The 24,501-nt window shown below is 70.3% G+C and carries 25 protein-coding genes; 17 read left to right on the forward strand and 8 right to left on the reverse strand.

Annotated features, from left to right (window positions below; translation table 11 throughout):
* The first annotated feature begins 61 nt into the window (after nucleotides 1-61).
* The 6 genes from OHS59_RS25940 to OHS59_RS25965 all read left to right on the forward strand — a co-directional run bounded on the left by OHS59_RS25940 (nucleotide 62) and on the right by OHS59_RS25965 (nucleotide 3,752).
* Complete coding sequence (locus OHS59_RS25940; protein WP_328499357.1) at nucleotides 62-1,036, forward strand: type II secretion system F family protein; 975 nt, start codon at nucleotides 62-64, stop codon at nucleotides 1,034-1,036.
* A complete protein-coding gene (locus tag OHS59_RS25945) occupies nucleotides 1,033-1,959 on the forward strand; it encodes a type II secretion system F family protein (RefSeq protein WP_328495795.1) in 927 nt (308 codons plus the stop codon). The genes OHS59_RS25940 and OHS59_RS25945 overlap by 4 nt, the downstream gene beginning before the upstream one ends.
* 80 nt (nucleotides 1,960-2,039) lie before the next feature.
* Nucleotides 2,040-2,291 (forward strand): hypothetical protein, encoded by a 252-nt coding sequence (locus tag OHS59_RS25950; RefSeq protein WP_055509289.1) that lies wholly within the window; start codon nucleotides 2,040-2,042, stop codon nucleotides 2,289-2,291.
* Between the two features lie 175 nt (nucleotides 2,292-2,466).
* Complete coding sequence (locus OHS59_RS25955; protein ID WP_267031536.1) at nucleotides 2,467-2,847, forward strand: TadE family protein; 381 nt, start codon at nucleotides 2,467-2,469, stop codon at nucleotides 2,845-2,847.
* A complete protein-coding gene (locus tag OHS59_RS25960) occupies nucleotides 2,848-3,282 on the forward strand; it encodes a TadE/TadG family type IV pilus assembly protein (protein ID WP_328495796.1) in 435 nt (144 codons plus the stop codon).
* Nucleotides 3,283-3,290: 8 nt separating this feature from the next.
* Nucleotides 3,291-3,752, forward strand: coding sequence for a pilus assembly protein TadG-related protein (locus OHS59_RS25965; RefSeq protein ID WP_328495797.1), 462 nt, complete (start codon nucleotides 3,291-3,293; stop codon nucleotides 3,750-3,752).
* A 76-nt stretch (nucleotides 3,753-3,828) separates the two neighbouring features.
* Here the strand turns inward: OHS59_RS25965 and OHS59_RS25970 are convergent, their stop codons facing one another.
* The 3 genes from OHS59_RS25970 to OHS59_RS25980 form a co-directional block, all read right to left on the reverse strand.
* Nucleotides 3,829-4,164: a hypothetical protein gene (locus OHS59_RS25970; protein ID WP_328495798.1), complete on the reverse strand. Its 336-nt coding sequence runs from the start codon at nucleotides 4,162-4,164 to the stop codon at nucleotides 3,829-3,831.
* Nucleotides 4,165-4,283: 119 nt separating this feature from the next.
* Entirely contained in the window at nucleotides 4,284-5,354 is a 1,071-nt protein-coding gene (locus OHS59_RS25975; RefSeq protein ID WP_328495799.1) for a hypothetical protein, read from the reverse strand.
* The gene (locus OHS59_RS25980; protein ID WP_328495800.1) at nucleotides 5,351-6,004 is read right to left on the reverse strand and encodes a hypothetical protein; all 654 of its coding nucleotides are present in this window, start codon (nucleotides 6,002-6,004) and stop codon (nucleotides 5,351-5,353) included. Before OHS59_RS25980 ends, OHS59_RS25975 begins: the two co-directional genes overlap by 4 nt.
* A 339-nt stretch (nucleotides 6,005-6,343) precedes the next feature.
* On the opposite strand from OHS59_RS25980, the gene OHS59_RS25985 reads away from it, so the two are divergent.
* From OHS59_RS25985 to OHS59_RS26000, 4 genes are all read left to right on the forward strand, one after another.
* Nucleotides 6,344-9,355, forward strand: a complete 3,012-nt coding sequence (locus tag OHS59_RS25985; RefSeq protein WP_328495801.1) for a BTAD domain-containing putative transcriptional regulator — start codon at nucleotides 6,344-6,346, stop codon at nucleotides 9,353-9,355.
* Nucleotides 9,352-10,128 carry a prepilin peptidase gene (locus tag OHS59_RS25990; protein WP_328495802.1) on the forward strand — a complete coding sequence of 259 codons (777 nt, stop codon included), beginning with the start codon at nucleotides 9,352-9,354 and terminating at the stop codon, nucleotides 10,126-10,128. Before OHS59_RS25985 ends, OHS59_RS25990 begins: the two co-directional genes overlap by 4 nt.
* A gap of 188 nt (nucleotides 10,129-10,316) precedes the next feature.
* Entirely contained in the window at nucleotides 10,317-11,516 is a 1,200-nt protein-coding gene (mqnC, locus tag OHS59_RS25995) for a cyclic dehypoxanthinyl futalosine synthase (protein ID WP_328499358.1), read from the forward strand.
* 10 nt (nucleotides 11,517-11,526) lie between these two features.
* On the forward strand, nucleotides 11,527-12,009 hold the full coding sequence (locus OHS59_RS26000; protein WP_328495803.1) for an imidazolonepropionase-like domain-containing protein: 483 nt from the start codon (nucleotides 11,527-11,529) through the stop codon (nucleotides 12,007-12,009).
* Between the two features lie 107 nt (nucleotides 12,010-12,116).
* Here OHS59_RS26000 and OHS59_RS26005 read toward each other — a convergent pair whose 3' ends face one another.
* Nucleotides 12,117-12,521 carry a VOC family protein gene (locus tag OHS59_RS26005; RefSeq protein WP_328495804.1) on the reverse strand — a complete coding sequence of 135 codons (405 nt, stop codon included), beginning with the start codon at nucleotides 12,519-12,521 and terminating at the stop codon, nucleotides 12,117-12,119.
* A 105-nt stretch (nucleotides 12,522-12,626) separates the two neighbouring features.
* On the opposite strand from OHS59_RS26005, the gene OHS59_RS26010 reads away from it, so the two are divergent.
* On the forward strand, nucleotides 12,627-13,601 hold the full coding sequence (locus OHS59_RS26010; RefSeq protein ID WP_328495805.1) for a helix-turn-helix transcriptional regulator: 975 nt from the start codon (nucleotides 12,627-12,629) through the stop codon (nucleotides 13,599-13,601).
* Nucleotides 13,602-13,667: 66 nt separating this feature from the next.
* Here OHS59_RS26010 and OHS59_RS26015 read toward each other — a convergent pair whose 3' ends face one another.
* Nucleotides 13,668-14,717 carry a chitinase gene (locus OHS59_RS26015; RefSeq protein ID WP_328495806.1) on the reverse strand — a complete coding sequence of 350 codons (1,050 nt, stop codon included), beginning with the start codon at nucleotides 14,715-14,717 and terminating at the stop codon, nucleotides 13,668-13,670.
* 318 nt (nucleotides 14,718-15,035) lie between these two features.
* On the opposite strand from OHS59_RS26015, the gene OHS59_RS26020 reads away from it, so the two are divergent.
* The 4 genes from OHS59_RS26020 (at nucleotide 15,036) to OHS59_RS26035 (ending at nucleotide 19,782) form a co-directional block, all read left to right on the forward strand.
* Nucleotides 15,036-15,464, forward strand: coding sequence for a hypothetical protein (locus OHS59_RS26020; protein ID WP_328495807.1), 429 nt, complete (start codon nucleotides 15,036-15,038; stop codon nucleotides 15,462-15,464).
* Between the two features lie 19 nt (nucleotides 15,465-15,483).
* Complete coding sequence (locus tag OHS59_RS26025) at nucleotides 15,484-17,790, forward strand: bifunctional polysaccharide deacetylase/glycosyltransferase family 2 protein (protein WP_328495808.1); 2,307 nt, start codon at nucleotides 15,484-15,486, stop codon at nucleotides 17,788-17,790.
* Nucleotides 17,790-19,004, forward strand: coding sequence for an acyltransferase family protein (locus tag OHS59_RS26030; protein ID WP_328495809.1), 1,215 nt, complete (start codon nucleotides 17,790-17,792; stop codon nucleotides 19,002-19,004). The genes OHS59_RS26025 and OHS59_RS26030 overlap by 1 nt, the downstream gene beginning before the upstream one ends.
* A gap of 82 nt (nucleotides 19,005-19,086) precedes the next feature.
* Nucleotides 19,087-19,782: a demethylmenaquinone methyltransferase gene (locus tag OHS59_RS26035; protein WP_328495810.1), complete on the forward strand. Its 696-nt coding sequence runs from the start codon at nucleotides 19,087-19,089 to the stop codon at nucleotides 19,780-19,782.
* Nucleotides 19,783-19,817: 35 nt separating this feature from the next.
* On the opposite strand, the gene OHS59_RS26040 is transcribed toward OHS59_RS26035, so the two are convergent.
* Together OHS59_RS26040 and OHS59_RS26045 are read right to left on the reverse strand one after the other, a co-directional pair.
* The gene (locus OHS59_RS26040) at nucleotides 19,818-20,156 is read right to left on the reverse strand and encodes a PASTA domain-containing protein (RefSeq protein WP_328495811.1); all 339 of its coding nucleotides are present in this window, start codon (nucleotides 20,154-20,156) and stop codon (nucleotides 19,818-19,820) included.
* Nucleotides 20,157-20,314: 158 nt separating this feature from the next.
* On the reverse strand, nucleotides 20,315-20,821 hold the full coding sequence (locus tag OHS59_RS26045) for a GNAT family N-acetyltransferase (protein ID WP_328495812.1): 507 nt from the start codon (nucleotides 20,819-20,821) through the stop codon (nucleotides 20,315-20,317).
* Between the two features lie 130 nt (nucleotides 20,822-20,951).
* Between OHS59_RS26045 and OHS59_RS26050 the strand changes: the two genes are divergently transcribed.
* Nucleotides 20,952-22,283 carry a geranylgeranyl reductase family protein gene (locus OHS59_RS26050; protein ID WP_328495813.1) on the forward strand — a complete coding sequence of 444 codons (1,332 nt, stop codon included), beginning with the start codon at nucleotides 20,952-20,954 and terminating at the stop codon, nucleotides 22,281-22,283.
* A 156-nt stretch (nucleotides 22,284-22,439) separates the two neighbouring features.
* On the opposite strand, the gene OHS59_RS26055 is transcribed toward OHS59_RS26050, so the two are convergent.
* Entirely contained in the window at nucleotides 22,440-23,276 is an 837-nt protein-coding gene (locus OHS59_RS26055; protein WP_328495814.1) for a C40 family peptidase, read from the reverse strand.
* 789 nt (nucleotides 23,277-24,065) lie between these two features.
* Here OHS59_RS26055 and OHS59_RS26060 point away from each other — a divergent pair.
* Nucleotides 24,066-24,425, forward strand: coding sequence for an NADH-quinone oxidoreductase subunit A (locus OHS59_RS26060; protein WP_033319564.1), 360 nt, complete (start codon nucleotides 24,066-24,068; stop codon nucleotides 24,423-24,425).
* The last annotated feature ends 76 nt before the right edge of the window (nucleotides 24,426-24,501 follow it).

Here is a 24,501-nt window from a genome sequence, read left to right on the forward strand (position 1 = left end):
ACCGACCATGACCATGGACGAACCGAGCATGACTCTGGCCGCTCTCGACTCGCTCGGCTCCATGGGCGGGCTGTTCTCCACGACGGTCCTGTACGCGCTGGCGTGCGGTATCGCGGTGGGCGGCGGCCTCGCCCTGCTCGCCGTCGCGGTCCGCGGCCTGCCCGCCAAGCCCGAGCACGAGAAGCAGAAGGCGAGCGAACGGGCCTCCGAACTCGTACGGTTCGCCGGTCGCCGCGGGTCCGTCGCGGCCCTCGCCGGCATCGTCGTCCTGCTGCTCACCCGGTGGGCCGTCGCCGGTATCGCCACGGCCGTCCTCGTCTTCTTCTGGGACAAGCTCTTCGGCGGCGCCTCCGAGGAGAAGGCCGCCATGAAACGCGTGGAGGCCCTCGCCTCCTGGACCGAGTCGCTGCGCGACACCATCGCGGGCGCGGTCGGCCTCGAACAGGCCATCCCCGCCTCCGCACGCGCCTCCGCGCCGGTCCTGCGCCCGCACCTCGACGCCCTCGTCGACCGCCTGCGCTCCCGTACGCCGCTGCCCGAGGCCCTGCAGCAGCTCGCCGACGAGATCAACGACGCGTCCGCCGACATCATCGTGGCCGCGCTGATCCTCAACGCGCGCCTGCGCGGCCCGGGTCTGCGCCAGGTGCTCGGCGCGCTCGCCAAGTCGGCGCGCGAAGAGGTCGACATGCGCCAGCGCGTCATGGCCCAGCGCGCCTCGACCCGCCGCTCGGTGCAGATCGTGGTCGCGGTGTCGATCGCCTTCGTGCTCGGCCTGTCCATCTTCAACCGCGAGTTCGTCGAGCCGTACGGAACGGCCGTCGGCCAGCTCGTACTCGCGTGTGTCTGCGGTCTGTTCGCGCTCGGCTTCTGGTGGCTGCGCAAGCTGTCGACCATCGAGACTCCGGAGCGGTTCCTGGTGCGGGACGAGTCGGCGGTCCAGTTCGTCCGCCCCCGGACGCCGGGGGCGCAGCCGGGGTCCCCGACGCCGTCCCAGTCGCTGCCGCATTCGTCACCGGAGGAGGGGGTACGCCGATGAACTCGACCCTGACCCTGCCCGTCCTGGTCGGTGCCGTCCTGGGCCTGGGCATCTACGTCCTGGTCCGCGCCCTGATGCCGGCCAAGCGCAGCGCGGTCGCCCAGGTCGCGCGCATCGACGCGATGAGGGCGCGGGGAGCGGCGTACGAGTCCGCGCACCGCACCTCCGACGCCGGACGGCTCGACAGCGTACGGGCCCGGGTGGGCCGGCGCGTCGCCGAGCTGTACATGCAGCAGGGCTGGGAACAGCGCTCGCTGCGGGCCGACCTGGCGGTGCTCGACCGGAGCTGGGAGAACTTCCTCGCGACGAAGGTGCTGCTGGGAGCCGCGGGACTGTTCTTCGGGCCGTTCATGTTCGCGGTGGTCTGGACGCTCGGCTTCGGCAGCAGTCCCGCCATCCCGGTCTGGCTGGCGCTGGTCTTCGCGCTCGTCTTCTTCTTCCTGCCGGACCTCGAAGTGCGGCGGGACGCGGCCGAGAAGCGGCGCGACCTGCGGCGCGTGATCGGCGCGTACCTCGACCTGGTGTCCATGAGCCTGGCGGGCGGCCGAGGCCTCCCCGAGGCTCTGATGGCCGCTGCCGAGGTCTCCGACGGCTGGGCCACGCAGCGCATCCGCAACGCGCTCGCGGACGCCCGGATCACCGGCATCAGCCAGTGGCAGGCCCTCGGTTCGCTGGGGGAGGAGATCGGGGTCGAGGAGCTGAAGGACCTGTCGGCCTCACTGGCGCTCGTCGCGGACGACGGCGCGAAGGTGCGTGAGTCGCTCGCCTCGCGCGCCGAGACGATGCGGCACCGCGAACTCGCCGAGATCGAGGGCAGCGCGGGGGAGAAGTCGCAGTCGATGCTCGTGGCGCAGCTGCTGCTCTGCGCCGGTTTCCTGGTCTTCCTGATCTTCCCGGCGGCGATGCGCGTGTTCCAGGTCTGAGCCCGACAACCGACAACTGCATGTGAAATGCCTTGAACTGCACCGAACTGTCTTGAACCGCCTTGAGAGGACAACTCACCATGAACGGACGGAACTACAGCACCGGGATCCCGGGGGTGGACTTCCTGATCACCTTCCTCCAGGGCCGGGTGCAGCGCGCCCGCTCCGGCGAACTCGACCGCGGTGCGTCCGCGGTGGAGTGGGTCATCATCTCGGCGGTCGTCGTGGCGATCGTCGGCGTGGTCGCCGCGATCATCAACGCCGCGCTCAGCGACGGTGCCAACAAGGTCGGCGACTGCATCAAGGGCGCGGACGCGGGCAGCACCTGCTGATCCCGCCGGTTCCGCTGGTCCCGCCGGTTCCGCGGAATCGGCCGGCTCCGCGGATCTCGCAGATTTCGCAGCCGATCTTTCTCTCTCGTACACGGGGTTACTGGTGAGCGCACGACGCCTGGTCCGCTGGGTACGCCGCCGGGTGGAGGCCGCCTCCGCCCGCGGCGACTCCGGCATGACCGCGATCGAGTTCGTGCTGCTCACGCCGGTTCTCTTCTTCATGATCTTCGCGACGGTGCAGTTCGCGCTGTACTTCTTCGCCGACCATGTCGCCCAGGCGGCGGCCCAGGCCGGTGCCCGCAAGGCCCGTGCCACGGCCGACGAGTCCCCGGGCGCGTGGCGTGGCGAGGCGCGGGACGTCGTGGACAGCTACATCGCGCAGCTGGGACCGCAGTTGGTGCTCGGGCCGGACGTGAAGCTGCTCCAGCCGGACCAGAACACGGTCGGGGTGGAGATCACGGCGAAGGTGCCGTCGGTGTTCCCCGGCCTGGATCTGACCGTGCACGCGCAGTCGGTGGGGCCGGTGGAGCGGTTCGTCGAGGATGACGGGAACTAGATGCGCCCAGTTGTGAGGCGACTGCTTTCGCGCGGCGCCGACCTCGGTGACCGGGGGCTGTCCACCGTCGAGGTGGTGATCCTCGCCCCGGTGATGATCCTCTTCATCCTGGTGCTGGTGGCCTTCGGGCAACTGGTGGACGGGCGTGGGGCGCTGGACGGGGCGGCCAGGGACGCGGCCCGCTCCGGTTCGCTCCAGCGCGACCAGGGTTCCGCGATGGCGGAGGCGCAGAAGGCCGCGGACGCCGACCTTGCGGACGTCTGCTCCGGCCCGGTGTCGGTGAACAAGACCAGCGCCGGCTTCGAGGACGCCGACCTCTTCACCGTGGAGGTCAGCTGCGAGGTGCGGGGCCTGGCGATGCTCGGTCTGGACGTACCGACCCGGCTGACGGCGTCGTTCACCTCGCCGCTGGATCCCTTCAAGAGGAAGGCGTGACAGGGCGCATGAGGAACATCCCGCGGGGTTGGGTGGCCGCGCGCCGCGTGCGCCTCGACGACCGGGGGTCGGGCGCCGGCGCGGTGATCATCTTCGCGCTCGTGTTCCTGTCCCTGTCGGCCTTCGTCATCGACGGCGGCCTGTCCATCTCCAAGCGCGAACGGGCCGCCGACATCGCGGAACAGGCCGCTCGTTACGCCGCCCAGGACGTCGACCTCGACGCGCTGTACGAGAACCAGGGCGGCGGTGCGCCGATCCTCTTCGAGAACTGCGGCGCCCGCGTGAAGGCATTCGCCCAGGAGATGGGGATGACCGGCCCGGACATAGCCGCCACGAACTGCGTCGCCGCGAACGCCGACCAGGTCGAGGTGGAGGTCCAGCTGACCTACTCGCCGGTCTTCACGGGCATGTTCTACGGCGGCGACGTGACGGTCCGGGGACGGGCTGTGGCGGAGAACGAGGTGGGCTGAGCCGGGGGGACGCGCCCTACCGCGAGGTGCCTGCTCGCCGCTGTCCCGCTTTCCTGCGGTCCCATTTCCCGGGGGCCTACGTCCCGCCGTCCTTCTTGCCGCCCTTGTCGTCGGACTTCACGCCCTCGGAGACCTGCTTCGCCAGATCGTCGTCGAGCTTCTTGAACTCGCGGACGATCGCCTCGGACATCTGGGCCAGGGCGTCGAGCTGCTGGTTGATGTCCTCGCGGCCGTCCTCCCAGTTGGACTCGAAGTCCTCCAGCTTGTCGTAGACGCCGCCGTCACCTATGTCGTCCTTGTAGGACTCGAAGAGCTTCTTGGTGCGGTTCATCCGCGACTTGATGTCACGCAGCCGGGTGCCGTAGTCCTCAAGCTCGCTCAATGGGAGCGCGAGGTCGGGTTTGCCGCCCATGTCTGATCCCCCTGTGCCGTGCGTGCCGCGTGCTGGCTTCTGTTCATCATACGGAGGGGTACGGACGTCGCCCCGGCGTCAGGTGACGCGACAGGAGTCAGGGACGGCGGTACCCGGAATCAGCGGTTGACCGACTGGATCTCCTGGACGCTCATGGGCCGGGTGGTCTCGAAGGTGCCGTTCGGGAGGGTGCCGCCCGCGCCGCCGGTGCCTTCCCAGGTGATCTGCCAGGTGACGGAGGCATTGAGTTCGTACGGGTCGCCGGCTGTGGCGCGGACGTAGGAGATGCCGCACGGCGGTGTCCCGCCCGCGTCGCCCGTCCGGTACGGGGTGCCGATCGAGCCGTCGTCGTCGATCTCGCAGTCGCCGGAGGCGGGGAAGGTCTCCGCGTCCCCGGTGCCCGGCTCCAGGTGCAGCGCGACCGGCTTCGCCGTGGTCTGCGCCCACAGGTTCGTGTTCGGCAGCTCGGCGCGGACCGTGACCTCCTGGAACGTGCCCTTGTCCAGCCACACCCAGGTCGGCGCGTTCACCGTCGACCTGCCTTCCGGCTTCAGCTCGATCTCGGTGCCGGGGACCTCGACCTTGTCGTACGCGTACTCGGCGAGGGTCTTGGCGGTGGGGGCGTTCGGGACGGCGGGGACGGCGCCGGCGTTCTGCCAGAACATGACGCGTTCGCAGTCCCAGGAGGCCGGGTCCGCGGTGTCGGGGGCGACACCGCGCCAGAAGTAGCCGTTCTTGCCGGTGTTGTAGTCCTCGTAACCCTTGGCGGTGTCGAGGGAGCCGTCCTTGAAGTTGTAGGCGTCCTTGCCGTCCCGGTAGTGGTCCGTCCACAGCTTCTCGCCGCCCCAGGACGTGTGCGGGCTGACGTATCCCAGGCCGTTCGTCTCCGCGAGGGCCTTGAGCTGATCCGGCGTGAGGACGGGCTCGTACCAGCAGGGCGGTGGTGTCCAGTTGACGTCCGTCGACGAGAGACTGCCGCGGTTGCCGCCGGTGGGGCCGCTGACCTGGGTCACCCTGATGCGGGAGACGGCGGCGGACAGGCCTTTGCCCTTCGCGCCGCCGGAAGCGTCGGGCGACGGGCTGGAAGCCCTGTTCCCGTCCAGGTCGGCGTAGGCCGTGCCGCCGCTCCACAGCACGGCGACGGCGGTCGCGCCCGCGATCAGCAGCCGCGAGGAGGCCGGAATCCTCATACTCGGCATTCCTTCGCCTTGCTGATGACCTCGGAGACCTGCGCTTTCCAGACCTGGGAGGAGCCTGACGGGGGAAGCATGAGCAGGCGGAATTTCAGATAGCTGCTCAGGCTCTCCTCGGTGCGGTTGACCTTCCCGGACTTGATGTCCTTGCTGAAGATCTTGGACTGATTGCTGCAGAAAGTGACGAGGGTGCGCTTGCCGTCGCTCAGCGTGGTGACGTCCTCGTCGTAGTACTTCTCGGTCCCGGAGGGAGTCCAGCCTCCCTTCACGGAGGCCTGGATCTGCGACTTGACGTACTGCGCGGCCTGGCCGCCCGAGTAGTAGCCGTAGGCAGGGTCGTCCGGGTCCTGCGCGACGATGCCGTGGTACATCGCCCGGAGGTAGTTCTGTGCGTCCGCGAGTGCCGCCGCGTGCTTCGCGTCGGACGGCTTGCCGAAGTCGAAGACCAGGTCGACGTCCTTAGGCAGGCTGAGCTCGGGACCCTCACTGCGCGCTGACGCCGACGCGGCAGCCGACGGGCTGTCGTTCGGCCCGCTGTCCGCGCCCTTGATGTCGTCCGGTGACCTGTCGTCACCCCCGCCGCACGCGGTGAGCAGGAGTGCCGCGGTGGCGGCGAGGGCGGCGGTGGTCACGGTGTGGCGGGCCACGGTTGAACTCCCCCTGTTAAGGCATGTGCGCAGGTGTGTGCTTGTGTGCAGCAGAGAACGAAGCTACCAGGGGGCCGTAAAGGGCCTCAGGTCAGCGCTGGGGGATTGTGTGGGGATCGTGACGGCCACACCCGTGGCAGTTGCGAAGCAGTACCGATTCGGGTGGCGCCGGCCAGGCAGTTGACCGGGCAAATCGGGCTTAGGTCGCGGATGTGAAGGAACCCGCCGCGGGGAAGCGGGCCCGTGCCTCCTTACCCTTCGACATGCTCAATACGATCTAAGTAGGCTCAGCACATCCCTGCTCTCCCTCCCTCCCCACACGACTTCAGGACACCCGCCATGGCGCGACGTACCACTTCCAACTCGTCGGGAAGCTCGCCGGGCTCGGCGGGCTCGCCGGGTCCGAGGAATCGGACGCCGCAGCCCCTGCCCCGGCGCCGCCGCTCGGTGGGGGACTTCGTCAAGGCGTTCCTCGCCCTCGTCGCCCTGCTCGTACTGCTCATCGGTGTGCCCGGGGCGCTGGCCCTGCAGATCGGCTGGCCGCTGCCCTCCGGGGCCCCGACGCTGGACTGGCTGCAGCAGGAGATCACCGTCGGCACGTTCATCAACGTGCTGACCGTGGTCGTCTGGCTCGCCTGGGCCCAGTTCACCGCCTGCGTGCTCGTCGAGATGAAGGCCGCGCTGTCCGGTGTCGGACTGCCGAACCGGGTCCCCGGGGCCGGACCGAGCCAGTTGCTCGCACGGCAGCTCGTCGCCGCACTGCTGCTGGTCGGCGCCGCGGCGGCGAGCTTCACGCCGGGTCTCTCGCAGCTGGGCCAGCAGTTGGAGGGGAACCAGCGGCCGGCCGTCGCCGCGGCGGCCCAGCAGGCACCGGGCGGGCTGCTGGCGCAGCAGCAGGAGCAGACCGCCGCGAGCGCCGCCGCACTGGCCGAGCAGGCCGCCGGCGCCGCCGCGCACGCGGAGGCCGAGGGCGACACGAAGTTCTACCGGATCCAGCCGCCCGAGGGCCGCCATCACGACTCCCTCTGGGAGGTCGCCGAGCGCCACCTCGGGGACGGGCGCCGGTACAAGGAGATCTACCAGCTCAACAAGGACCATACGCAGCCCGACGGTTCGAAGCTTTCCGAGGCCAGCCTCATCCGGCCCGGCTGGATCATGGAGATGCCCGGCGACGCCCGCGGCGGCGAACTGGTCGAGATGCCCGACGAGGCACCGAAGGTCTCGCAGGAGGTCCAGCAGCAGATCTCCGACTACGCCAGGACCGGCGGCGCGCACCAGCAGGGCGGCGGACAGCAGGGCGGCGGCAGCGGGCAGCGGGGCGGCGGGTCCGGGTCCCTCGACCGCGACACCGCCCACATCAGCCTTCCCGAGCAGCGGCCCGGCGCCGATCGCGGACACGAGCAGGGGCAGGGTCAGCAGGGCGGGCAGGAGCACGCCGCGCCCGCCGCCGGTGAGGGCAGTGGCTTCGGGTTGCCGCAGGCTCTCCTCGGCGCACCCCTCCTCGCCGCCGGCCTCCTCGGCGCCCTCGGCCGGCGCCGCCGCCAGGCGCTGTGGCAGTCCGCGCTCGGTGCCGTCGGCGGGCGCCGCGGCATGGAGCCGCCCACGCCCACCGGCGCCGCCGCCGACGCGCAGGACGCGCTGCTGGTGGGGGCCGACCCGGAGGGCGTACGGCTGCTCGACCGGTCGCTGCGCGGGCTCGCCGCGTCGCTCGCCGGGGAGTCGCGCCCGCTGCCGACCGTGTACGCGGCCTGGATGAGCGGCAACGGCGATCTGCACCTCCAGCTCGCCCAGCCGGCGGGCAAGCCGCCCACGCCGTGGCAGCTCGGGCAGGACCAGACGTTCTGGACGCTGGCCCGCGCCGACGCCGAGCGGTACGAGGACGTGGACACCGCCGCCCCGTACCCCGGGCTCGTCAGCCTCGGCACGATGGACGACTCGCGGCTGCTGCTCAACCTGGAGTCGGTGCCCGGCATCGTCTCGCTGAGCGGGCGTGAGCAGGACCGGGCGGGCGTCTTCGCCTCCGTCGCCGCCGAGCTGGCCACCAACGGCTGGTCCGACCGCATGACCATCACCCTCGTCGGGTTCGGCGAGGACCTGACGCCGCTCGCGCCCAACCGGCTCCGCCACCTCGACGACGTCGAGGCGCTCGTGGAGACCATGGAGGCGGAGACGCGGCAGCGCCGCGGAGCGCTCGGCGCGGCGGGCCAGGACTCGGTCCTCACCGGGCGTACGGGCCCCGCCCAGCACACCCGCTGGGCCCCGCACCTCGTGCTGCTCGCCGCCGAGCCGTCCGCCGAGGACGCCGTCAAGCTCGCCGAACTGGCCTCCGACGCAAGCCGGCTGGGCATCGGATACCTCGTCGGCACCCAGTCGGGCGACCTGCCCGGCGCCGCCTGGGAGATGGAGATCACCAGCGAGGGCAAGCTCCTCGCGCCGCTCCTCGGACTCGAACTCGACGCGCAGCTCCTGCCGGTGTCCCAGCAGCGGGCCGTCGTCGAGCTGTTCACCGACGCCGACCCCGAGCGCGACGACGACCGCCCGGCCACCACACCGCCCTTCCTCGTCGACATCAGCGAGCAGGGGCGTCCCGCGGTGTACGCGCGGCTCGTCGGCCCGTACGAGATCATCGGTCTTGAGACGCCGGACGGGGAGCGCAGCCCGCTGCTCCACGAGGCGCTGGCGCTGCTGCTCCTGCACCGCGAGGGTGTGCACCCGCGGGTGCTGTCCTCCGCGCTGTGGCCGCGCGGGGTCACCGACGACGTGCGGGACGCGCTCGTCGAGCGGCTGCGCGACTGGCTCGGCAACGACCCGGACGGCACGCCGCGGCTCGCCGCCGACGCGACCGGGCGGCTCAAGCTCGCCAAGTCCGTCGTGTCCGACCTCGACGTACTGCGCTCGCTCTACCACGAGGCCACCCAGGGCCGGGGAGTCGGCAGCCGTGCGGTGCGCGGCCGTCTGCTGACCGACGCGCTGGTGCTGGTACGGGGTCCGCTGCTGGCCGAGCGGCCCGCGGGGCGTTACGGCTGGCTGACCCACGAGATCATCGACGCCCAACTGCCGCTGCTCGTCGCGGACATCGGCCTCGCCCTCTCCGCGTTCCACCTGGAGAAGGACCGGGCCGAGAAGGCGATCGAGGCGCTCGACGCGGCGCTGGGCTCCGCGCCCGGCGACGAGCGGCTGTGGCACGAGCTGCTGCGGGCCACGCACGCGACCGGCGACAGCGACCGGCTGAAGCGGCTCGCGGCGGACCTCGTCGCACGCAGTGGCGCGCGCGGGCTGCCGCCGCGGACCGAGGCGCTCCTCGACGAACTGCTGCCGACCTGGCGCAGCGGCGTCGCCGCCGCGGGATGAACCCCGGCCAGTCGATCGACCAGCTGACCGTCGTCGGCGCCGTCCTGTGGGGCGGCGTCGCCGGTCTGTTCGTGCCCCGTCCCGCATACCGCTTCTCCGTCGACCCCGACGAGCCCTGGGCGGACCGGTGTCCCCAAGGGCACCGGATCGGTGGCCGGTTCGGCGGCGGCTGGGTCGGCCCGGCGCGCTGCCGGGAGTGCGGGGGACACGGGGAGCACGGAGGGCGTGCGTACGGCCCCAGTACCCCTCTGGTGGCCCTCGCCACCGCGCTCGTCTGCGGTGCCCTCGCCGCGGCCACCGGTACCCGGCCCGAGCTGGCCGTCTGGTTGCTGCTCGCCCCCCTCGGCGTACTCCTCGCCGTCGTGGACTTCCGCGTGCAGCGCCTGCCGGACGTACTGACGCTGTCTCTCGCGGGGGCCGCCCTGGTCCTCCTCGCGGGCGCCGCGGCGGCGCCCGAGCACGCCGGTGACTGGCCGACCGCGCTGTACGGCTCCCTGGCCCTCGGCGGCGGCTACTTCGTCCTCTTCCTCGTCAACCCGAACGGCATGGGCTTCGGCGACGTGAAACTCGCCCTCGGTCTCGGCGCCGTCCTCGGCTGGTACGGCTGGGGGACCGTACTGCTCGGCACCTTCGCCGGGTTCCTCTTCGGCGGCCTGTACGGGATGGGCCTGGTCGTCGCCCGCAGAGCCGGACGCAAGACGTCCATCCCCTTCGGGCCCTTCCTGATCGCGGGCGGGTTCGTGGGCCTGCTCATCGGGGCCTTCGCCGCCTGACCGGGCTGTGATACCGCCGAGCCTGACAGGGGTGTGATACCGCCGACCCGGGGTGTACGCCGCCTGACGTCGGGTGATCACATCGCCTGGCGTACGCTGGATCAGTCCGCCCACCCGTCTCCCACCACCACCCTTGTTTTGAAGCGCTGCGCGCCTTTCCTATTCCCCCTATGAAAGGGACCGCTCCGGTGACCGAGAAGGCCGACCTCCAGTCCGTCCTCGACCGTGCCGCCGAGGGTGGGCGGATCACCCCGGAAGAGGCGCTCGACCTCTACCGCGACGCCCCGCTGCACGCGCTCGGCTCCGCCGCCGACGCCGTACGCCGCCGCCGCTACGCCGGTACGGAGCACATCGCGACGTACATCATCGAGCGGAACATCAACTACACGAACGTCTGCGTGACGGCGTGCAAGTTCTGCGCCTTCTACGCGCCGCCCAAGGACACCGCCAAGGGCTGGACGCGTGACCTCGACGACATCCTGCGCCGCTGCGCGGAGACCGTCGAGCTCGGCGGCACGCAGATCATGTTCCAGGGCGGGCACCACCCGGACTTCGGTGTCGAGTACTACGAGGAGCACTTCTCCGCGATCAAGGCCGCGTACCCGCAGCTCGTCATCCACAGCCTGGGGGCGAGCGAGGTCGAGCACATGGCCCGGATCTCCAAGGTCTCCGCGGAGGAGGCGATCCGGCGCATTCACGCCGCCGGGCTCGACTCCTTCGCCGGCGCCGGTGCCGAACTGCTGCCCGCGCGGCCCCGCAAGGCCATCGCCCCGCTCAAGGAGAGCGGCGAGCGCTGGCTGGAGATCATGGAGGCCGCGCACAACCTGGGCGTCGAGTCCACGTCCACCATGCTCATGGGCACCGGCGAGACCAACGCCGAGCGCATCGAGCACCTGCGGATGATCCGTGACGTACAGGACCGCACGGGCGGCTTCCGCGCCTTCATCCCGTACACGTACCAGCCCGAGAACAACCACCTCAAGGGCCGTACGCACGCCACACTCTTCGAGTACCTGCGGATGATCGCCATCGCGCGGCTCTTCATGGACAACGTCGCCCACATCCAGGGCTCGTGGCTCACCACCGGCAAGGAGGTCGGGCAGCTGTCGCTGCACTACGGCGCGGACGACCTCGGTTCGATCATGCTGGAGGAGAACGTCGTCTCCTCCGCCGGTGCCAAGCACCGCTCCAACCGTATGGAGATCATCGACCTGATCCGCAAGGCGGGGCGCGTCCCGGCCCAGCGGGCCACGACGTACGAGCACCTCGTCGTCCACGACGACCCGGCCAACGACCCCGTCGACGACCGGGTCCAGTCGCACATCTCGTCGACCGCGATCGAGGGCGGGACCGCTCACCCCGAGCTGAAGCTGCTCGCCTCCAACTAGGGCCCGTCCGGTGGCGCTGACGATTCACGCGGCGGACGAGTTGCGGCACAGCTGGGACGGCTCCGGGTCCGGCCCCGGCTCTGGTTCCGGTTCCGGCCCCGTCGAGGGTGGGGCCGTTGCGGTGGAGGGGGCCCGGATCGCCGCGACGGGGCCCCTGGCGGACCTGCAGGAGCGGTTTCCGGATGCCCGGGTGCGGCGCTGGCCCGGGGTGCTCGGGCCCGGCCTCGTCCACCTGGGACCCTTGCCGGACGCGCCGACTCCGCGTGAGCGGGTGCACGCCTTGCTGAAGCTGGGGGCGGTGGCCGTGCTGTCGGAGCACGTCGGTGCGGGTGAGCTGCGGGCTGCCGTCGAGCGTACGGATGTGGTCGTGTTGACCGGTGCCGTGCCTTCCGTGATCCGGCCGACGGGGCGGGCCGATCTTGCCGTGTTCGGCGAGGACGGGGTGTGTCTGGCGACGGTGTGCGCGGGGCGGCTTGTGCATCGGCGCCGGTAGCTCCGCCGCTTGCTCCGCTGGTCCTGTGGGTTCTGCGGGTGCGGGTGCGGGTGTGGCTGCGGGTGCGTAGGGGCTGGGTGCGCAGTTCCTCACGCCCCTTGCGGGGCTCACATGGTGGCTGCGAACTTCCGCTTGGCTTCCGGGGTTACCGGGGTGAAGAAGTTGATCAGGTTGCCGTCGGGGTCTCGGAGCAGGAGGGAGCGGTTGCCCCAGGGCATCGTCGTGGGGCCGGCCACGAAGTCGGCGACGTACTCGGTCAGGTTCTTGTGGACGGCGTCCACGTCGGCGACGAGGAACTCGGTGATCACGCTGTGGTTCTCCGCCGGGCGGGCGCTGCCCGGGGCGAACAGCGGAACCGTGCGGGTGCTCGCGATCGCCAGGGTGGCGCTCGGGGTGCTCAGCTCGGCGAAGTCGTCGTTGGCCCAGGCCGCCCTCACCCCTGTCACCCGCTCGTAGAACGCGACGAGGCGGGCGACATCGCCGGTGATGATGCGGATCGAGACGAAGTTCATGGTGATCTCCTCACACGCCGGAACTGCGGTGCCCGGCTGCTGTGCTTCGCAGACTAGGACCGATAGAGGACAGAATCGGCCCGGTATCTGTCCTAGGCTGCGAACATGCCTCGACCCGCCGGACGCGTACTGACACTCCTGGAGCTGTTGCAGTCGGGCGGCACCCGGACGGTGGCCGAACTCGCCGAGCGGCTCGACGTCGATCCGCGGACCGTGCGGCGCTACGTGGGCCAGCTCGTCGACCTCGACGTGCCCGTGGAGTCGGTGCGTGGCCGCTACGGCGGGTACCGGCTGGGCTCCGGCTACCGGCTGCCGCCGCTCATGCTCAGCGACGACGAGGCGCTGGCCGTGCTGCTCGGCCTGGTCGCCGGCCGCCGGACGGGGCTGGTGACGGCGGGGAACACGGCGAGCGAGACCGCCTCGGCCAAGATCCGCCGGGTGCTGCCCAAGCACGTCGCCCACCGGCTCGGCGTACTCCTGGATTCCCTGTCCTTCACGGACCGGTCCGGTGGGTTCGACGCCCCGGACGCGCCGGACTCCGGAGTGCTGCTCACCGTCGCCGACGCGGTGAGCCACTGCCGGCCGGTCTCGATGAGATACACCGGCGGCGACGGCCGGCGCAGCGAACGCGTGCTGCACGCCTACGGGATCGTCGCCCACGCGGGCCGGTGGTACGTCACCGGCAAGGACGCGGGGAGCGGCGAGGACCGGACCTTCCGGCTCGACCGGATCGCGGACGCGCGGACTCTGCCCGGTTCGTTCGAGCCGCCCGAGGGCCTCGACCCGGCCGAGCGCGTGGAGTCGGGGTTCGCCACGGCCGAGTACCGGTACGAGGTGAGCCTGCGGATCCACGGCACGGCCGACCAGATCCGCGCCCGCCTGCCCGCGAGCGTCGCGACCCTGGAGGAGAGCGACGAGGAGGGCTGGCTGCGTGCCCGGATCCGGGCGGAACGGCTCGACTGGCTTCCGCCGGTACTGGCCTCCCTGAACCGCCCGTTCACCATCGAGCACCCCGACGAACTACGCGACCTGGTCACCGCGTTCGCGGAACGCCTCACGTCCTACGCCCGCTGCTCCTAGGGGCACGGGGAACGGGGCACGGGGCACGGGGAACGGCGCAGTCTTTTGCTTTGAAGGGGCGCGGCGTCACCCCGTGAACGCCTCGGCGAACGCCCCCGCCCCCTGCTCAACCCCACTGCAGTTGGTCGCCGCGTCATCCGAATCCGCATCGTCGCCCTCGCACGGCTGGTCCCGGAACGTGGACCACATCGACACCCACGCCACCCCCTTCCCCTCCGCGAACGACCGGACCTCCGCGGCGTCCGCCAAGGAGAACGTCTCGTTGTCCACGTCGTTGACGCCCAGCATCGAGGTGAGGGCGAGCCCCTTCCACGCCCCGGCGTCGGACAGCCCGAACACCTCCTCCAACTGGTCGTGCGCGGCCCGCGCCGACGTCTTCGCGTAGTCGCCCATGTCCTCGTCGTACGAGCTGCCGTAGTTCATGGTCATGATGTTGACCGTGGACACCTGGACGCCCTTGTCGTTGGCGGACTCCAGCAGCGCGACGCTGTCGTCGTCGAGGCCGGACGGCATGACGGGCAGCGTGAAGGTGACCGCCAGGTCGTCGCGCTCCTTCTGGAGCAGCGCGATCGCCTCGGAACGCACCGCCACCGAGGCGGAGTCGGTCAACTGCGTGCCCTCGACGTCGAAGTCGGCCTCCGTGGCCCCGGCGGCGTCGAGCGCCTTCCCGTAGGCGGCGGCCAGTTCCGAGGCGCTGTCACAGGTCGAGGCGAGCTCCTTGCCGGAGGCCCCGCCGAAGGAGACGCGCACGGTGGATCCCGACCCGGTCAGCGCCGAGATACGGGATTTCACCGCCGGGTCGCCGATCGCGGTCGTGCCGTTCCACGCGGGCGTGCAGGCGCTGCCGTCCGCGATGACGAAGGCCAGGTTGTATGTGGACGGGGAGCCGGCCGAGTCGTTGTCGGAGGCGGTGGTGGCGCTGACGTACGGGGCGTAAGCGGTGCCCGACGAACTGTCCGACGAACCGCCGGACGCGCTCTCGGAGGGTGACGCGCTGCTCCGTGGAGTGCTCGTGGAGGCCGAGCCGGAGGAGTCGTCCGTGTCCGAGGAACACCCCGCGGTGGCCAGGGCGATCACGCAGACGAGCCCGGCAGCAGGCCTCAGAAAAGTCCTCATCGCGCATGCTCCCACTCTCGTGATTTCTGTCTCAACCTGTCTCAGGACGGAAACAAACCGCGTTTCCGAAGTGGAAATGTCTCACGAGCGGCCCCGCTGCACGAAGACAGCACATGCAGAGGAAACGCACGGGAACAGCCCGACAATCAGGGCCAACCGGACATGAATATATGGACATTGGGCACTTTCTCGGCGGTCCTCGTTCCGTCCGCCGATCAAGGATTCTCTCAGGGAAAAGACAGACTCGGTCATTTCTCATGGCCGTCTCACAAGAGAATCAGAGTTTCGGACACATAAAGGCTCCCTAATATCCGGGGAATGCATTCCGAGCCTGCCATCGAATCCCGCGCCGCTGTGCGTGGCCGCCGCCGCAAACGCGGCAACGGGCCTGAAGACGGTCCCGTGTTCGTTGACAACTCCGGCCGCAGGGCCAGGCTTCTGCGCCGGATCGGCACCCTCCTCGGCATCGTCTGTATCGGGTACGCGGTCGTGCTCGGCATGGCGTTCATGGGCTGGGGCCCCTCGCTCACCCCGTCCTCGCTGCTGCCCTTCGGGGGCGGCGGCCCGAACGGCGGCCAGAACTCCGGGCCCGGCGGCGGTCTCCAGCCGCAGGGCGGTACCGGCAGCCCGCCCGCGCGGCCCACCGGCGCCCCGCCCTCGGGCGTCGCCACCGGCGCCGCACCCACCGCCGCCCCGTCGGCGTCCGTCTCCGTCTCCGCCCCGTCCGCCTCCGCGGCCGCCAACTGACCGGAACGAACCCACACTCATGGCTACTACGACGCCCTCGCGCGGCCGCCGGCGCGCCCCCTCCCGGATGACCCGGGCCGCGGGCAAGGCCGCGGCGCTGCAGAAACCGCGTGTCATCCTCGCCCTGCTGCTCCTTCTCGCGCTCACCAGCGTGATGCTGCTCGACGGCTATCTGCGCTCGGAGGTCGGCGGCGACGAGCGCGTACGCAGCAACGCCAGTTCCAGCAAGGTCCCGGACTCCGTCATCGACGGCGGGCCGATCCTCTCCTTCAAAAACGGTGAGGCGCAGACCCGGTCCGTCCCGGAGAAGACCATCGCGCTCACCTTCGACGACGGTCCCAACCCCACCTGGACGCCGCAGATCCTGAAGATCCTGGAGGAGAACGACGTCCCGGGCACGTTCTTCCTGGTCGGCTCGATGGTCTCGCGCTACCCGAGCATCGTGAACGACCTGGTGGACCAGGGCAACGAGGTCGGGATCCACACCTTCACGCACGTCGACCTCTCGTACCAGAGCGACACCCGGATCGAGCGGGAGATGGACCAGACGCAGCTCGCCCTGGCGGGTGCGGCGGGCATCACGACGACGCTGTTCCGTGCCCCGTACTCCTCGGAGACGGACGCCATCGACAACTACAGCTGGCCCGTCTACAAGAAGCTCGGCGCGGAGGGCTACACCAGCGTCTTCGTCGACACCGACAGCGACGACTGGAAGCGGCCCGGCGTCTCGAAGATCATCAAGTGGGCCACGCCGTCGAAGAACAAGGGCGCCTCGGTCCTCTTCCACGACGCGGGCGGCGAGCGTTCGCAGACGGTGAAGGCGCTCGGCACGTACATCAAGAAGATGAAGGCGAAGGGCTACACCTTCACCACCATCAGCGGCGCAACCCAGCAGGCGGACGCCGCGGAGCAGCAGGAGAACGGCGGTCAGGCGGCCGGCCAGGCAGCCGGTCAGGCGCCCGGCGGTCAGCAGGGCCAAGGCCAGGGCCAGCAGGGTCGGGGAGGTCAGGGGGGTCAGGGAGGCAACAGTCTCCAGGCCGCCCATCGCACCGCCACCGGGACCACCCTGTACGAGGGCAAGGCGCTCGTCGCGGCGGTCGCCGTCGCCGAGTGGACCGTACCGGGGCTCGCGACCGGGCTCGCCGTCGTGGGCGTCGCCGTCATGGGCCGCTTCGGGATGATGCTGGTCCTCGCCCGCAGGCACTACCGGATACGCAACAGACGCCGGTTCAGCTGGGGAGCGCCGATCACCGGTCCGGTCACCGTCATCGTGCCCGCGTACAACGAGAAGGAGTGCATCGCCAACACCCTGAAGTCGTTGGCGCAGAGCACCCATCCGATCGAGATCATCGTCGTGGACGACGGTTCCACGGACGGCACCAAGGAGATCGCCGAGGCGCTCGGCATGCCGAACGTGCGCGTCATCCGCCAGGAGAACGCGGGCAAACCGGCCGCCCTCAACAACGGCGTGCGCAACGCCGGTCACGACATCGTCGTGATGATGGACGGCGACACCGTCTTCGAGGCCGACACCGTACGGCAACTGGTGCAGCCCTTCGCCGACCCCGGCGTCGGCGCGGTCGCGGGCAACGCCAAGGTCGGCAACCGCAACACGATCATCGGCGCCTGGCAGCACATCGAGTACGTGATGGGCTTCAACCTCGACCGCCGCATGTACGACCTGCTGCGCTGCATGCCCACCATCCCGGGCGCGATCGGCGCGTTCCGCCGGGAGGCCGTGCTCGCGGTCGGCGGGATGAGCGAGGACACCCTCGCCGAGGACACCGACATCACCATCGCCATGCACCGGGAGGGCTGGCGGGTCGTCTACCAGGAGCACGCCAAGGCCTGGACCGAGGCCCCGGCGTCCCTCAAGCAGCTGTGGTCCCAGCGCTACCGCTGGTCGTACGGGACCATGCAGGCGCTGTGGAAGCACCGCAAGTCCCTGACGGACAAGGGGCCCTCGGGCCGCTTCGGTCGGGTCGGCATGCCGCTGGTGGTGATTTTCCAGATCGTCACGCCGGTCTTCGCCCCGCTGATCGACGTGTTCACCGTCTACTCGATGATCTTCATCGACTTCAAGGCCTCGCTGCTGGCGTGGCTGGCCGTGCTGTGCGTCCAGCTGGTCTGCGCGGCGTACGCGTTCCGGCTGGACCGGGAGAAGTACCGGTATCTGCTGATGATGCCGCTGCAGCAGCTCGCGTACCGGCAGATGATGTACCTCGTCCTGATCCACTCCTGCATCACGGCCCTCACGGGTGGCCGCCTGCGCTGGCAGAAGCTGAAGCGCACGGGGGAGGTCGGCACGCCGGCGGGGGTGGGCTGATGGGCTCCCACCGCCGGGGCGGGCCCCCGCCGGTGACCGGTCCGGCGCCCGCCCCGGTGGCCGCACCGCCGGGCGCCCCGGTGGCCGCCGAGCCGGGCGCGCCCTCGGACACGGCCCGCCTGCCGCGGGTGGAGCCGGAGCCGGTGGCTGCCGCGGAAGTCCCGCCGAGGCCGCGCCGCGCGGCCGGTCGTGACCGCTACTTCGACGCCCTGCGGGCCGTCGCCCTGATCCGTGTCGTGACCTACCACACCTTCGGCTGGGCCTGGGCGGGCATGGTCCTGCCCTCCATGGGGATCATGTTCGCGCTCGCCGGCACCCTGATGGCGAAGTCCCTGGAGCGGCCCGCCCCGAAGGTGATCAGGAGCCGGATCCGCCGGCTCCTGCCGCCCTTCTGGTTCTGGGGCTTCTTCGTCGTGGTCGCGATGCTGATCAACGGCTGGATGCCGGACTGGCGGATCGTCTACTGGATCGTGCCGCTCGGCGACCCGCCGGGCAACGCGTGGGGCGAGCAGGCCTGGGAGATCCTCTGGTACCTGCGGACATACCTCTGGTTCGTGTTGCTGTCGCCCCTGCTGCTGCGGGTCTTCCGGCTGGCCCCGGTCGCCGTCCTGGTGCTGTCGCTCGCCCCGATCGTGGTCGTCCAGTTCCTCTGGGAGCCGCCGGACAACCGCTTCGGTGTCGGGCTCCTCGACGTGGCCACGTACCTGTTCTGCTGGATCCTCGGCTTCGCGCACCGCGACGGCGTCCTTCAGCGACTGAGACCGTTCGCCGTGGTCGTCCTGTCACTCGCCGCGATCGGCTACGGCGGCTGGTACGCCTTCACGCACCAGGCCGAGACGGGCTCGTACGACCTCGACGACATCCCGTACGCGCAGGCGTTCTGGTCGGCCGGGTTCGTGACCCTGCTGATGTACGCGAAGGCGCGTCTCGGGATCGACTTCGCGTGGCTGGCCCGTTTCAAGCGCCTCGACCGGATCGTGCGGATCTTCAACGCCCGCGCGGTGACGGTCTACCTCTGGCACGAGCTCGCGCTGATCCTCGCCATCCCGCTGATCGACCAGTTCTGGAACGTCCCGGCCTTCGAGACGTATCTGCCGCTGGAGAGCCAGTGGTTCATGTTCGGCGTCGGCTGGATCCTCATCGGCGTGTTCATCCTGCTGTGCGGGTGGGTGGAGGACGTGGCGGCGAGGACGAGGCCGAGGCTCCTGCCCTGAGGGGGCCGGCGGGGCAACACACGGACCGGCGTACGGGCCGGGTGCCGGAGAGTCACTCGGCCCGTACTGCCACAATGGGACCGTGACCCGCGCATCCCTGAACAAACAGCCGCACGAAGTCGCCTCGATGTTCGACGACGTCGCGGAACGCTACGACCTGACGAACGACGTGCTGTCGCTGGGCCAGGACCGGGTATGGCGCAAGGAGGTCGCGAAGGCGGTCGACGCGCGGCCCGCGCAGAAGATCCTGGACCTCGCGGCGGGCACCGCCACCTCCTCGCTGCCCTTCGCGCGCACCGGTGCCTACGTCGTCCCCTGCGACTTCTCCCTCGGGATGCTCAGGGTCGGCAAGAAGAACCACCCCTGGCTGCCGCTCACGGCCGGCGACGCGACGAAGCTGCCGTTCAAGGACGACACCTTCGACGCGGTGACGATCTCCTTCGGGCTGCGCAACGTGCAGGACACGGACACCGCCCTGCGGGAGCTGTACCGGGTGACGAAGCCCGGCGGGCGTGTGGTGATCTGCGAGTTCTCGCACCCGACCTGGGCGCCGTTCCGCACCGTCTACACCGAGTACCTGATGCGCGCCCTGCCGCCGGTGGCCCGCGCGGTCTCCTCGAACCCCGAGGCGTACGTCTATCTCGCCGAGTCGATCCGCGAATGGCCCGACCAGAGCGCCCTCGCCGAGCGGCTGATCAAGGCCGGCTGGTCGAAGGTGGCCTGGCGGAACCTGTCGGGCGGCATCGTCGCCCTGCACCGCGGCTTCAAGCAGGGCTAGCCCGCCGGGACCGGCCGCGACAGGGCCGGCGCGGCTCAGCGCATCAGCGCGAAGGGGTCGTGCGGAGGGTCGAGTTCGCGCTGCAGGCCGCCCGACGGCGGCCGTGGCAGCCGCGGCTCGCGCACCCCGGCGCCCCCGCCGCCCTCGCCCTCCCCGAGCTCGAACCACACCGTCACGACCGCCCCGCGCGGCACCTCGGAACCGGGCAGCGGGTACTGGCGTACGACGTAGTCCACGACCGTCAGGTCGAAGTCGGGCCGGTCGGGCGCGGCGAGAAGCACTCCACGCGCCTCGGCCGTCTCGCGCGCGTCCACGGCCATCAGGCCGACGAGCCGCGGTACGCGCACTTCGGGTGTCTTGCGTGGTATGCGCACAGACGTCACCCCCAGCGGTACCCGCAGGGTAAGCCCATGCCGGGTCCTGCCGGAAGGCGTCGGAGGCCGGGCGGGACACCGTCCGGACACCGGCGGCGAGCCGGTCGGCGGATGTTCCCGGTGGGCCTGCGGGCGGGCCCGCGGCGGGGCCGGGCCCCTCAGAGAGCCAGCCGGTAGCAGTGTCCGAACTGGTCGGACCTCGGCGAGGTGAACGTCTCCGCCAGCTCCATGCCGAGGCGTCTGGTCACGGCGATCGAGCGTTCGTTGCGGGAGTTGACCATCGCCACCACCGTGGTCACGCCCGTCGCGCGCACCCGTTCCAGCGTGGACCGCGCGGCCGCCGTCACGTACCCCTTGCCCCAGTGCTCCCGGCCGAGCCGCCAGCCGATCTCGATCTCGCCCTTCGGACCCCACTCGTGCGGCCACGGCTGGGCGCCGGTGAAGCCGATGACCCGGTCCTCCTCGTCGAGCATGGTCCAGAAGCAGAAACCGTGCTCGGCGTCGTGCCGGCGCTGCCGGGCGGTCAGCTCCTCGTAGACGGACAGTTCGGCGGATCTCCCTCCGTGGAACTCCATCACGTCCGGGTCGTCGAAGGCCCGGTGCCAGGCGAAGGCGTCCTCGTGGGTGGGGACGCGCAGGTGTACCACGGGGAGAGCTCGGTTCACGGGGCAGCCCTTCAGCCAGGTGATCAGTACCGCTGCATAGACTGCCCATGTCCCGTGCCCGTCAGCACGCGGATTTCGAGACTTCGCGCTTTGAGACTTTCGAGCCTTCGAGACTTGGGGAGACCCCGCCGTGACCGAGTCCCAGTCCCAGCCCCTCTCCGAACACGCCGCGCCCCTCTCCGAGCATTCCGCCGACGTGATCGTCGTCGGGGCGGGGCCGGCCGGTTCCACCACGGCGTACTACCTGGCCAAGGCCGGACTGGACGTCCTGCTCCTCGAAAAGACCGCGTTCCCGCGGGAGAAGGTGTGCGGCGACGGACTCACCCCCCGCGCCACCAAGCAGCTCGTCTCCATGGGGATCGACATCTCGGAGGAGGCGGGCTGGCTCCGGAACAAGGGGCTCCGCATCATCGGCGGCGGAGTGCGCCTCCAGCTGGACTGGCCGGAACTCGCCTCCTACCCCGACTACGGACTCGTCCGCAAGCGCGACGACTTCGACGAGCAGCTGGCCCGGCAGGCGCAGAAGGCCGGCGCGCGCCTGTACGAGCGCTGCAACGTCGGCGCCCCGATCGTCGACGACCGCACGGGCCACATCACGGGCGTCCACGCCAAGCTCGGTGACGCCGACTCCAAGGAGAAGCGCGAAGTCACCTTCCACGCGCCCCTGGTCGTCGCCGCCGACGGCAACTCGACCCGGCTGTCCCTGGCGATGGGCCTGCACCGCCGCGAGGACCGCCCGATGGGCGTCGCGGTCCGTACGTACTTCACGTCCCCGCGCCACGAGGACGACTACCTGGAGTCGTGGCTGGAGCTGTGGGACCGCCGCGGCCCCGGCGAGGACCGGCTGCTGCCGGGCTACGGCTGGATCTTCGGCATGGGCGACGGCACGTCCAACGTCGGCCTGGGCGTCCTCAACACCTCGTCCTCGTTCAAGGAACTGGACTGGCGCGAGGTCCTCAAGGCGTGGTGCGCCTCGATGCCGGCGGACTGGGGCTACACCCCGGAGAACATGACGATCCCGATCCGTGGCGCCGCCCTCCCGATGGCCTTCAACCGCCAGCCCCACTACACGAAGGGCCTGCTGCTCGTCGGCGACGCGGGCGGCATGGTGAACCCCTTCAACGGTGAGGGCATCGCCTACGCCATGGAGTCGGGGCAGATCGCCGCGGACGTCATCGTCCAGGCGCAGGCCCGCGCGACCCCCGCCCAGCGCGAACTCGCCCTGCAGCGCTACCCGAAGGTCCTCAAGGACACCTACGGCGGCTACTACACGCTCGGCCGTGCCTTCGTGAAGCTCATCGGCAACCCGAAGGTCATGAAGATCGCCGCCCAGCGCGGTCTGACGCACCCCATGCTGATGAAGTTCACCCTGAAGATGCTCGCCAACCTGACGGACCCGACGGGCGGCGACGCGATGGACCGCATCATCAACGGCCTGACGAAGGTGGCCCCCAGGGCCTGACGGGACCGGACCGGGGCCGGGACCGGGGGACGGGGGGACGGGGGCCCGGGTCGGCCCCGCCCCGGCACGCGCGCATGCTTGTGGGCCGTTTCCCCCGCCGGGGAAACGGCCCACAAAAGCGTTCGAAAGGTGTGGCCGAAGGTGTGTGACCGAAGGTCAGAGCACCCGCACCGCACCGCTCGCCGGGTAGCCGGACAGGCTCTGGATGACGACGCCCTTCGAGGGGTTCGCCGCGTCCAGGTACTGGTCGCCGCCGAGGTAGACACCCACGTGGTACGCGGAGCCCGCGCCGCCCCAGTACAGGATGTCGCCGACCTGGATGTTGGACAGCGAGACCGGGGTGCCGGACACGGACTGGTCCTGGGAGACGCGCGGCAGGTCGACGCCGACCTGCTTGAACGCCGCCTGGACCAGGCTGGAGCAGTCCCACGCGTCGGGGCCGGTGGCACCCATGACGTAGGCGTCGCCGACCTGAGCCTTCAGGAAGCTGATGACGGTGGCGACGCTGCCACTGGACGGGGCCACGGCGTCGCTGCTGGCGGCCGTGGAGGCCGTCGTGAGGGTCGTCCGGCCCGCGGAGCGTGTGGCACGCTCCGCGGCGTCCTTGCGGGCCGCCTCGGCCTTCTCCTTGGCCTCGGCCTTCTTCTTCGCGTCCGCGAGGTCCGACTTGGCCTGCTTGGCGGCCTTTGTGGCAGCCGCGTCACGCTCGGCGCGCAGCTGGTAGTCGGCCGCGGCCTGCTGGGTGACCTCCGCGGACTCGGCGACCTGGGCGGTCATGTCGGCCGTGAGGGTGGGCAGCTCGATGGTCTGGGTCACCGGCTCGGCCGCGTTGGCCGTTCCGGCGGCACCGGCCACTGCCAGGGTGCCGAGGACGCCACCGGCAACTCCGGCGCGCATCGCGAGCGCCGAACTGCTGCGAGGCCGGGGTTTCCGGTGGCTGCGTATGTGAGCGGTGTGGGACATAGGCACAACCGGTATCAGGGGCTCCTCCATACCTTCAAGAAACGTGTGGTGCGCCACAATTGTTCAACGGACCCGCGAATCGGGCTCGCGGCGCCCCTTATTGACGCCCTAACGGGCATTGCGGACATCGCCCGGCACGCCTGTGATCACAGCCTTTTCGAGTTACGTCCGAATTGCCCCCGGCCTACCATTCGTTGAGGCGGTTGGCCAAGCCCGGTTGTTTCCAGCCTGTTACCGATGTGACGCACGTCACGAAATGATGACCGTGGCGACCGCGTCACGCGTGTGGATCGTGGGGAGACTCGCGCCCGGCCCGAAGTCGGCCCGGGCCCGGTTCGAAAGTCGCCTCCCGCTCGTGAACGGATGCACGCGCCCGCGCCGTCCACAACGGGCATCCCAACTCCCCCCGAAGTGTGAACGACTTCCCCTATCAAGCACCCTCGTCCAGCACCAATTTGCCTTGGATCCGCCTCGCTTGATAGTGCGCCAAGGCTCGGACCAGCGACGACGAGCGGGAATGTCACCTCTGGTGATCACTCGGACGCTTCTCGTACGAAGATCGGCACTCATCCGACTTCATGATCCTTCGCCGGGTGGTGGAGATCACAAAGGCGTTGTCGCACCCCGTGTCGCAGATCACAGACCGGCAGGCATAGGATGCGGGGCAGTTGGGCTTGTGACCTGCTTCACATGTGCGCGATCTTCGTGTGAGCCGCGCGGAGTTCCGTACGCCTCACGAGGGTCGTGGGGTCCGTGGAGCAGGGGCGACGCCCGATGCAACCGCCAGCAGTCAATGCCGACTGAGAGGAGCGAGGAGCGGTGAACGCGTATGCGCCCATCCTCGTACTGGGAGCCCTCGGGGCAGGCTTTGCGATCTTCTCCGTGGTCATGGCCACGCTTATCGGTCCAAAGCGATACAACCGGGCCAAGCTCGAAGCCTACGAGTGTGGAATCGAGCCGACCCCCACGCCGGCGGGCGGCGGGCGGTTCCCCATCAAGTACTACCTGACGGCGATGCTCTTCATCATTTTCGATATCGAGATCGTCTTCCTCTATCCCTGGGCCGTCACCTTCGACGCGCTCGGGGTCTTCGGGCTCGTGGAGATGCTGCTCTTCGTGCTCACCGTCTTCGTCGCCTACGCGTACGTGTGGCGGCGCGGCGGCCTGGAATGGGACTGAACCCGTATGGGACCGAACCCCGTAAGGGCCCCGCATGGGACTGACCCCCGCAAGGGACTGAGCCCCGTATAGGGGA

The sequence above is a fragment of the Streptomyces sp. NBC_00414 genome, from assembly GCF_036038375.1.
Lineage (GTDB): Bacteria > Actinomycetota > Actinomycetes > Streptomycetales > Streptomycetaceae > Streptomyces.

Bases quoted from the DNA above. Each gene is read 5' to 3' on its own strand.
- OHS59_RS25940 (WP_328499357.1), top strand. From the start codon at position 62: ATGGGCGGGCTGTTCTCCACGACGGTCCTGTACGCGCTGGCGTGCGGT.
- OHS59_RS25945 (WP_328495795.1), top strand. From the start codon at position 1,033: ATGAACTCGACCCTGACCCTGCCCGTCCTGGTCGGTGCCGTCCTGGGC.
- OHS59_RS25950 (WP_055509289.1), top strand. From the start codon at position 2,040: ATGAACGGACGGAACTACAGCACCGGGATCCCGGGGGTGGACTTCCTG.
- OHS59_RS25955 (WP_267031536.1), top strand. From the start codon at position 2,467: ATGACCGCGATCGAGTTCGTGCTGCTCACGCCGGTTCTCTTCTTCATG.
- OHS59_RS25960 (WP_328495796.1), top strand. From the start codon at position 2,848: ATGCGCCCAGTTGTGAGGCGACTGCTTTCGCGCGGCGCCGACCTCGGT.
- OHS59_RS25965 (WP_328495797.1), top strand. From the start codon at position 3,291: ATGAGGAACATCCCGCGGGGTTGGGTGGCCGCGCGCCGCGTGCGCCTC.
- OHS59_RS25970 (WP_328495798.1), bottom strand. From the start codon at position 4,164: ATGGGCGGCAAACCCGACCTCGCGCTCCCATTGAGCGAGCTTGAGGAC.
- OHS59_RS25975 (WP_328495799.1), bottom strand. From the start codon at position 5,354: ATGAGGATTCCGGCCTCCTCGCGGCTGCTGATCGCGGGCGCGACCGCC.
- OHS59_RS25985 (WP_328495801.1), top strand. From the start codon at position 6,344: ATGGCGCGACGTACCACTTCCAACTCGTCGGGAAGCTCGCCGGGCTCG.
- OHS59_RS25990 (WP_328495802.1), top strand. From the start codon at position 9,352: ATGAACCCCGGCCAGTCGATCGACCAGCTGACCGTCGTCGGCGCCGTC.
- OHS59_RS26005 (WP_328495804.1), bottom strand. From the start codon at position 12,521: ATGAACTTCGTCTCGATCCGCATCATCACCGGCGATGTCGCCCGCCTC.
- OHS59_RS26010 (WP_328495805.1), top strand. From the start codon at position 12,627: ATGCCTCGACCCGCCGGACGCGTACTGACACTCCTGGAGCTGTTGCAG.
- OHS59_RS26015 (WP_328495806.1), bottom strand. From the start codon at position 14,717: ATGAGGACTTTTCTGAGGCCTGCTGCCGGGCTCGTCTGCGTGATCGCC.
- OHS59_RS26020 (WP_328495807.1), top strand. From the start codon at position 15,036: ATGCATTCCGAGCCTGCCATCGAATCCCGCGCCGCTGTGCGTGGCCGC.
- OHS59_RS26025 (WP_328495808.1), top strand. From the start codon at position 15,484: ATGGCTACTACGACGCCCTCGCGCGGCCGCCGGCGCGCCCCCTCCCGG.
- OHS59_RS26030 (WP_328495809.1), top strand. From the start codon at position 17,790: ATGGGCTCCCACCGCCGGGGCGGGCCCCCGCCGGTGACCGGTCCGGCG.
- OHS59_RS26055 (WP_328495814.1), bottom strand. From the start codon at position 23,276: ATGGAGGAGCCCCTGATACCGGTTGTGCCTATGTCCCACACCGCTCAC.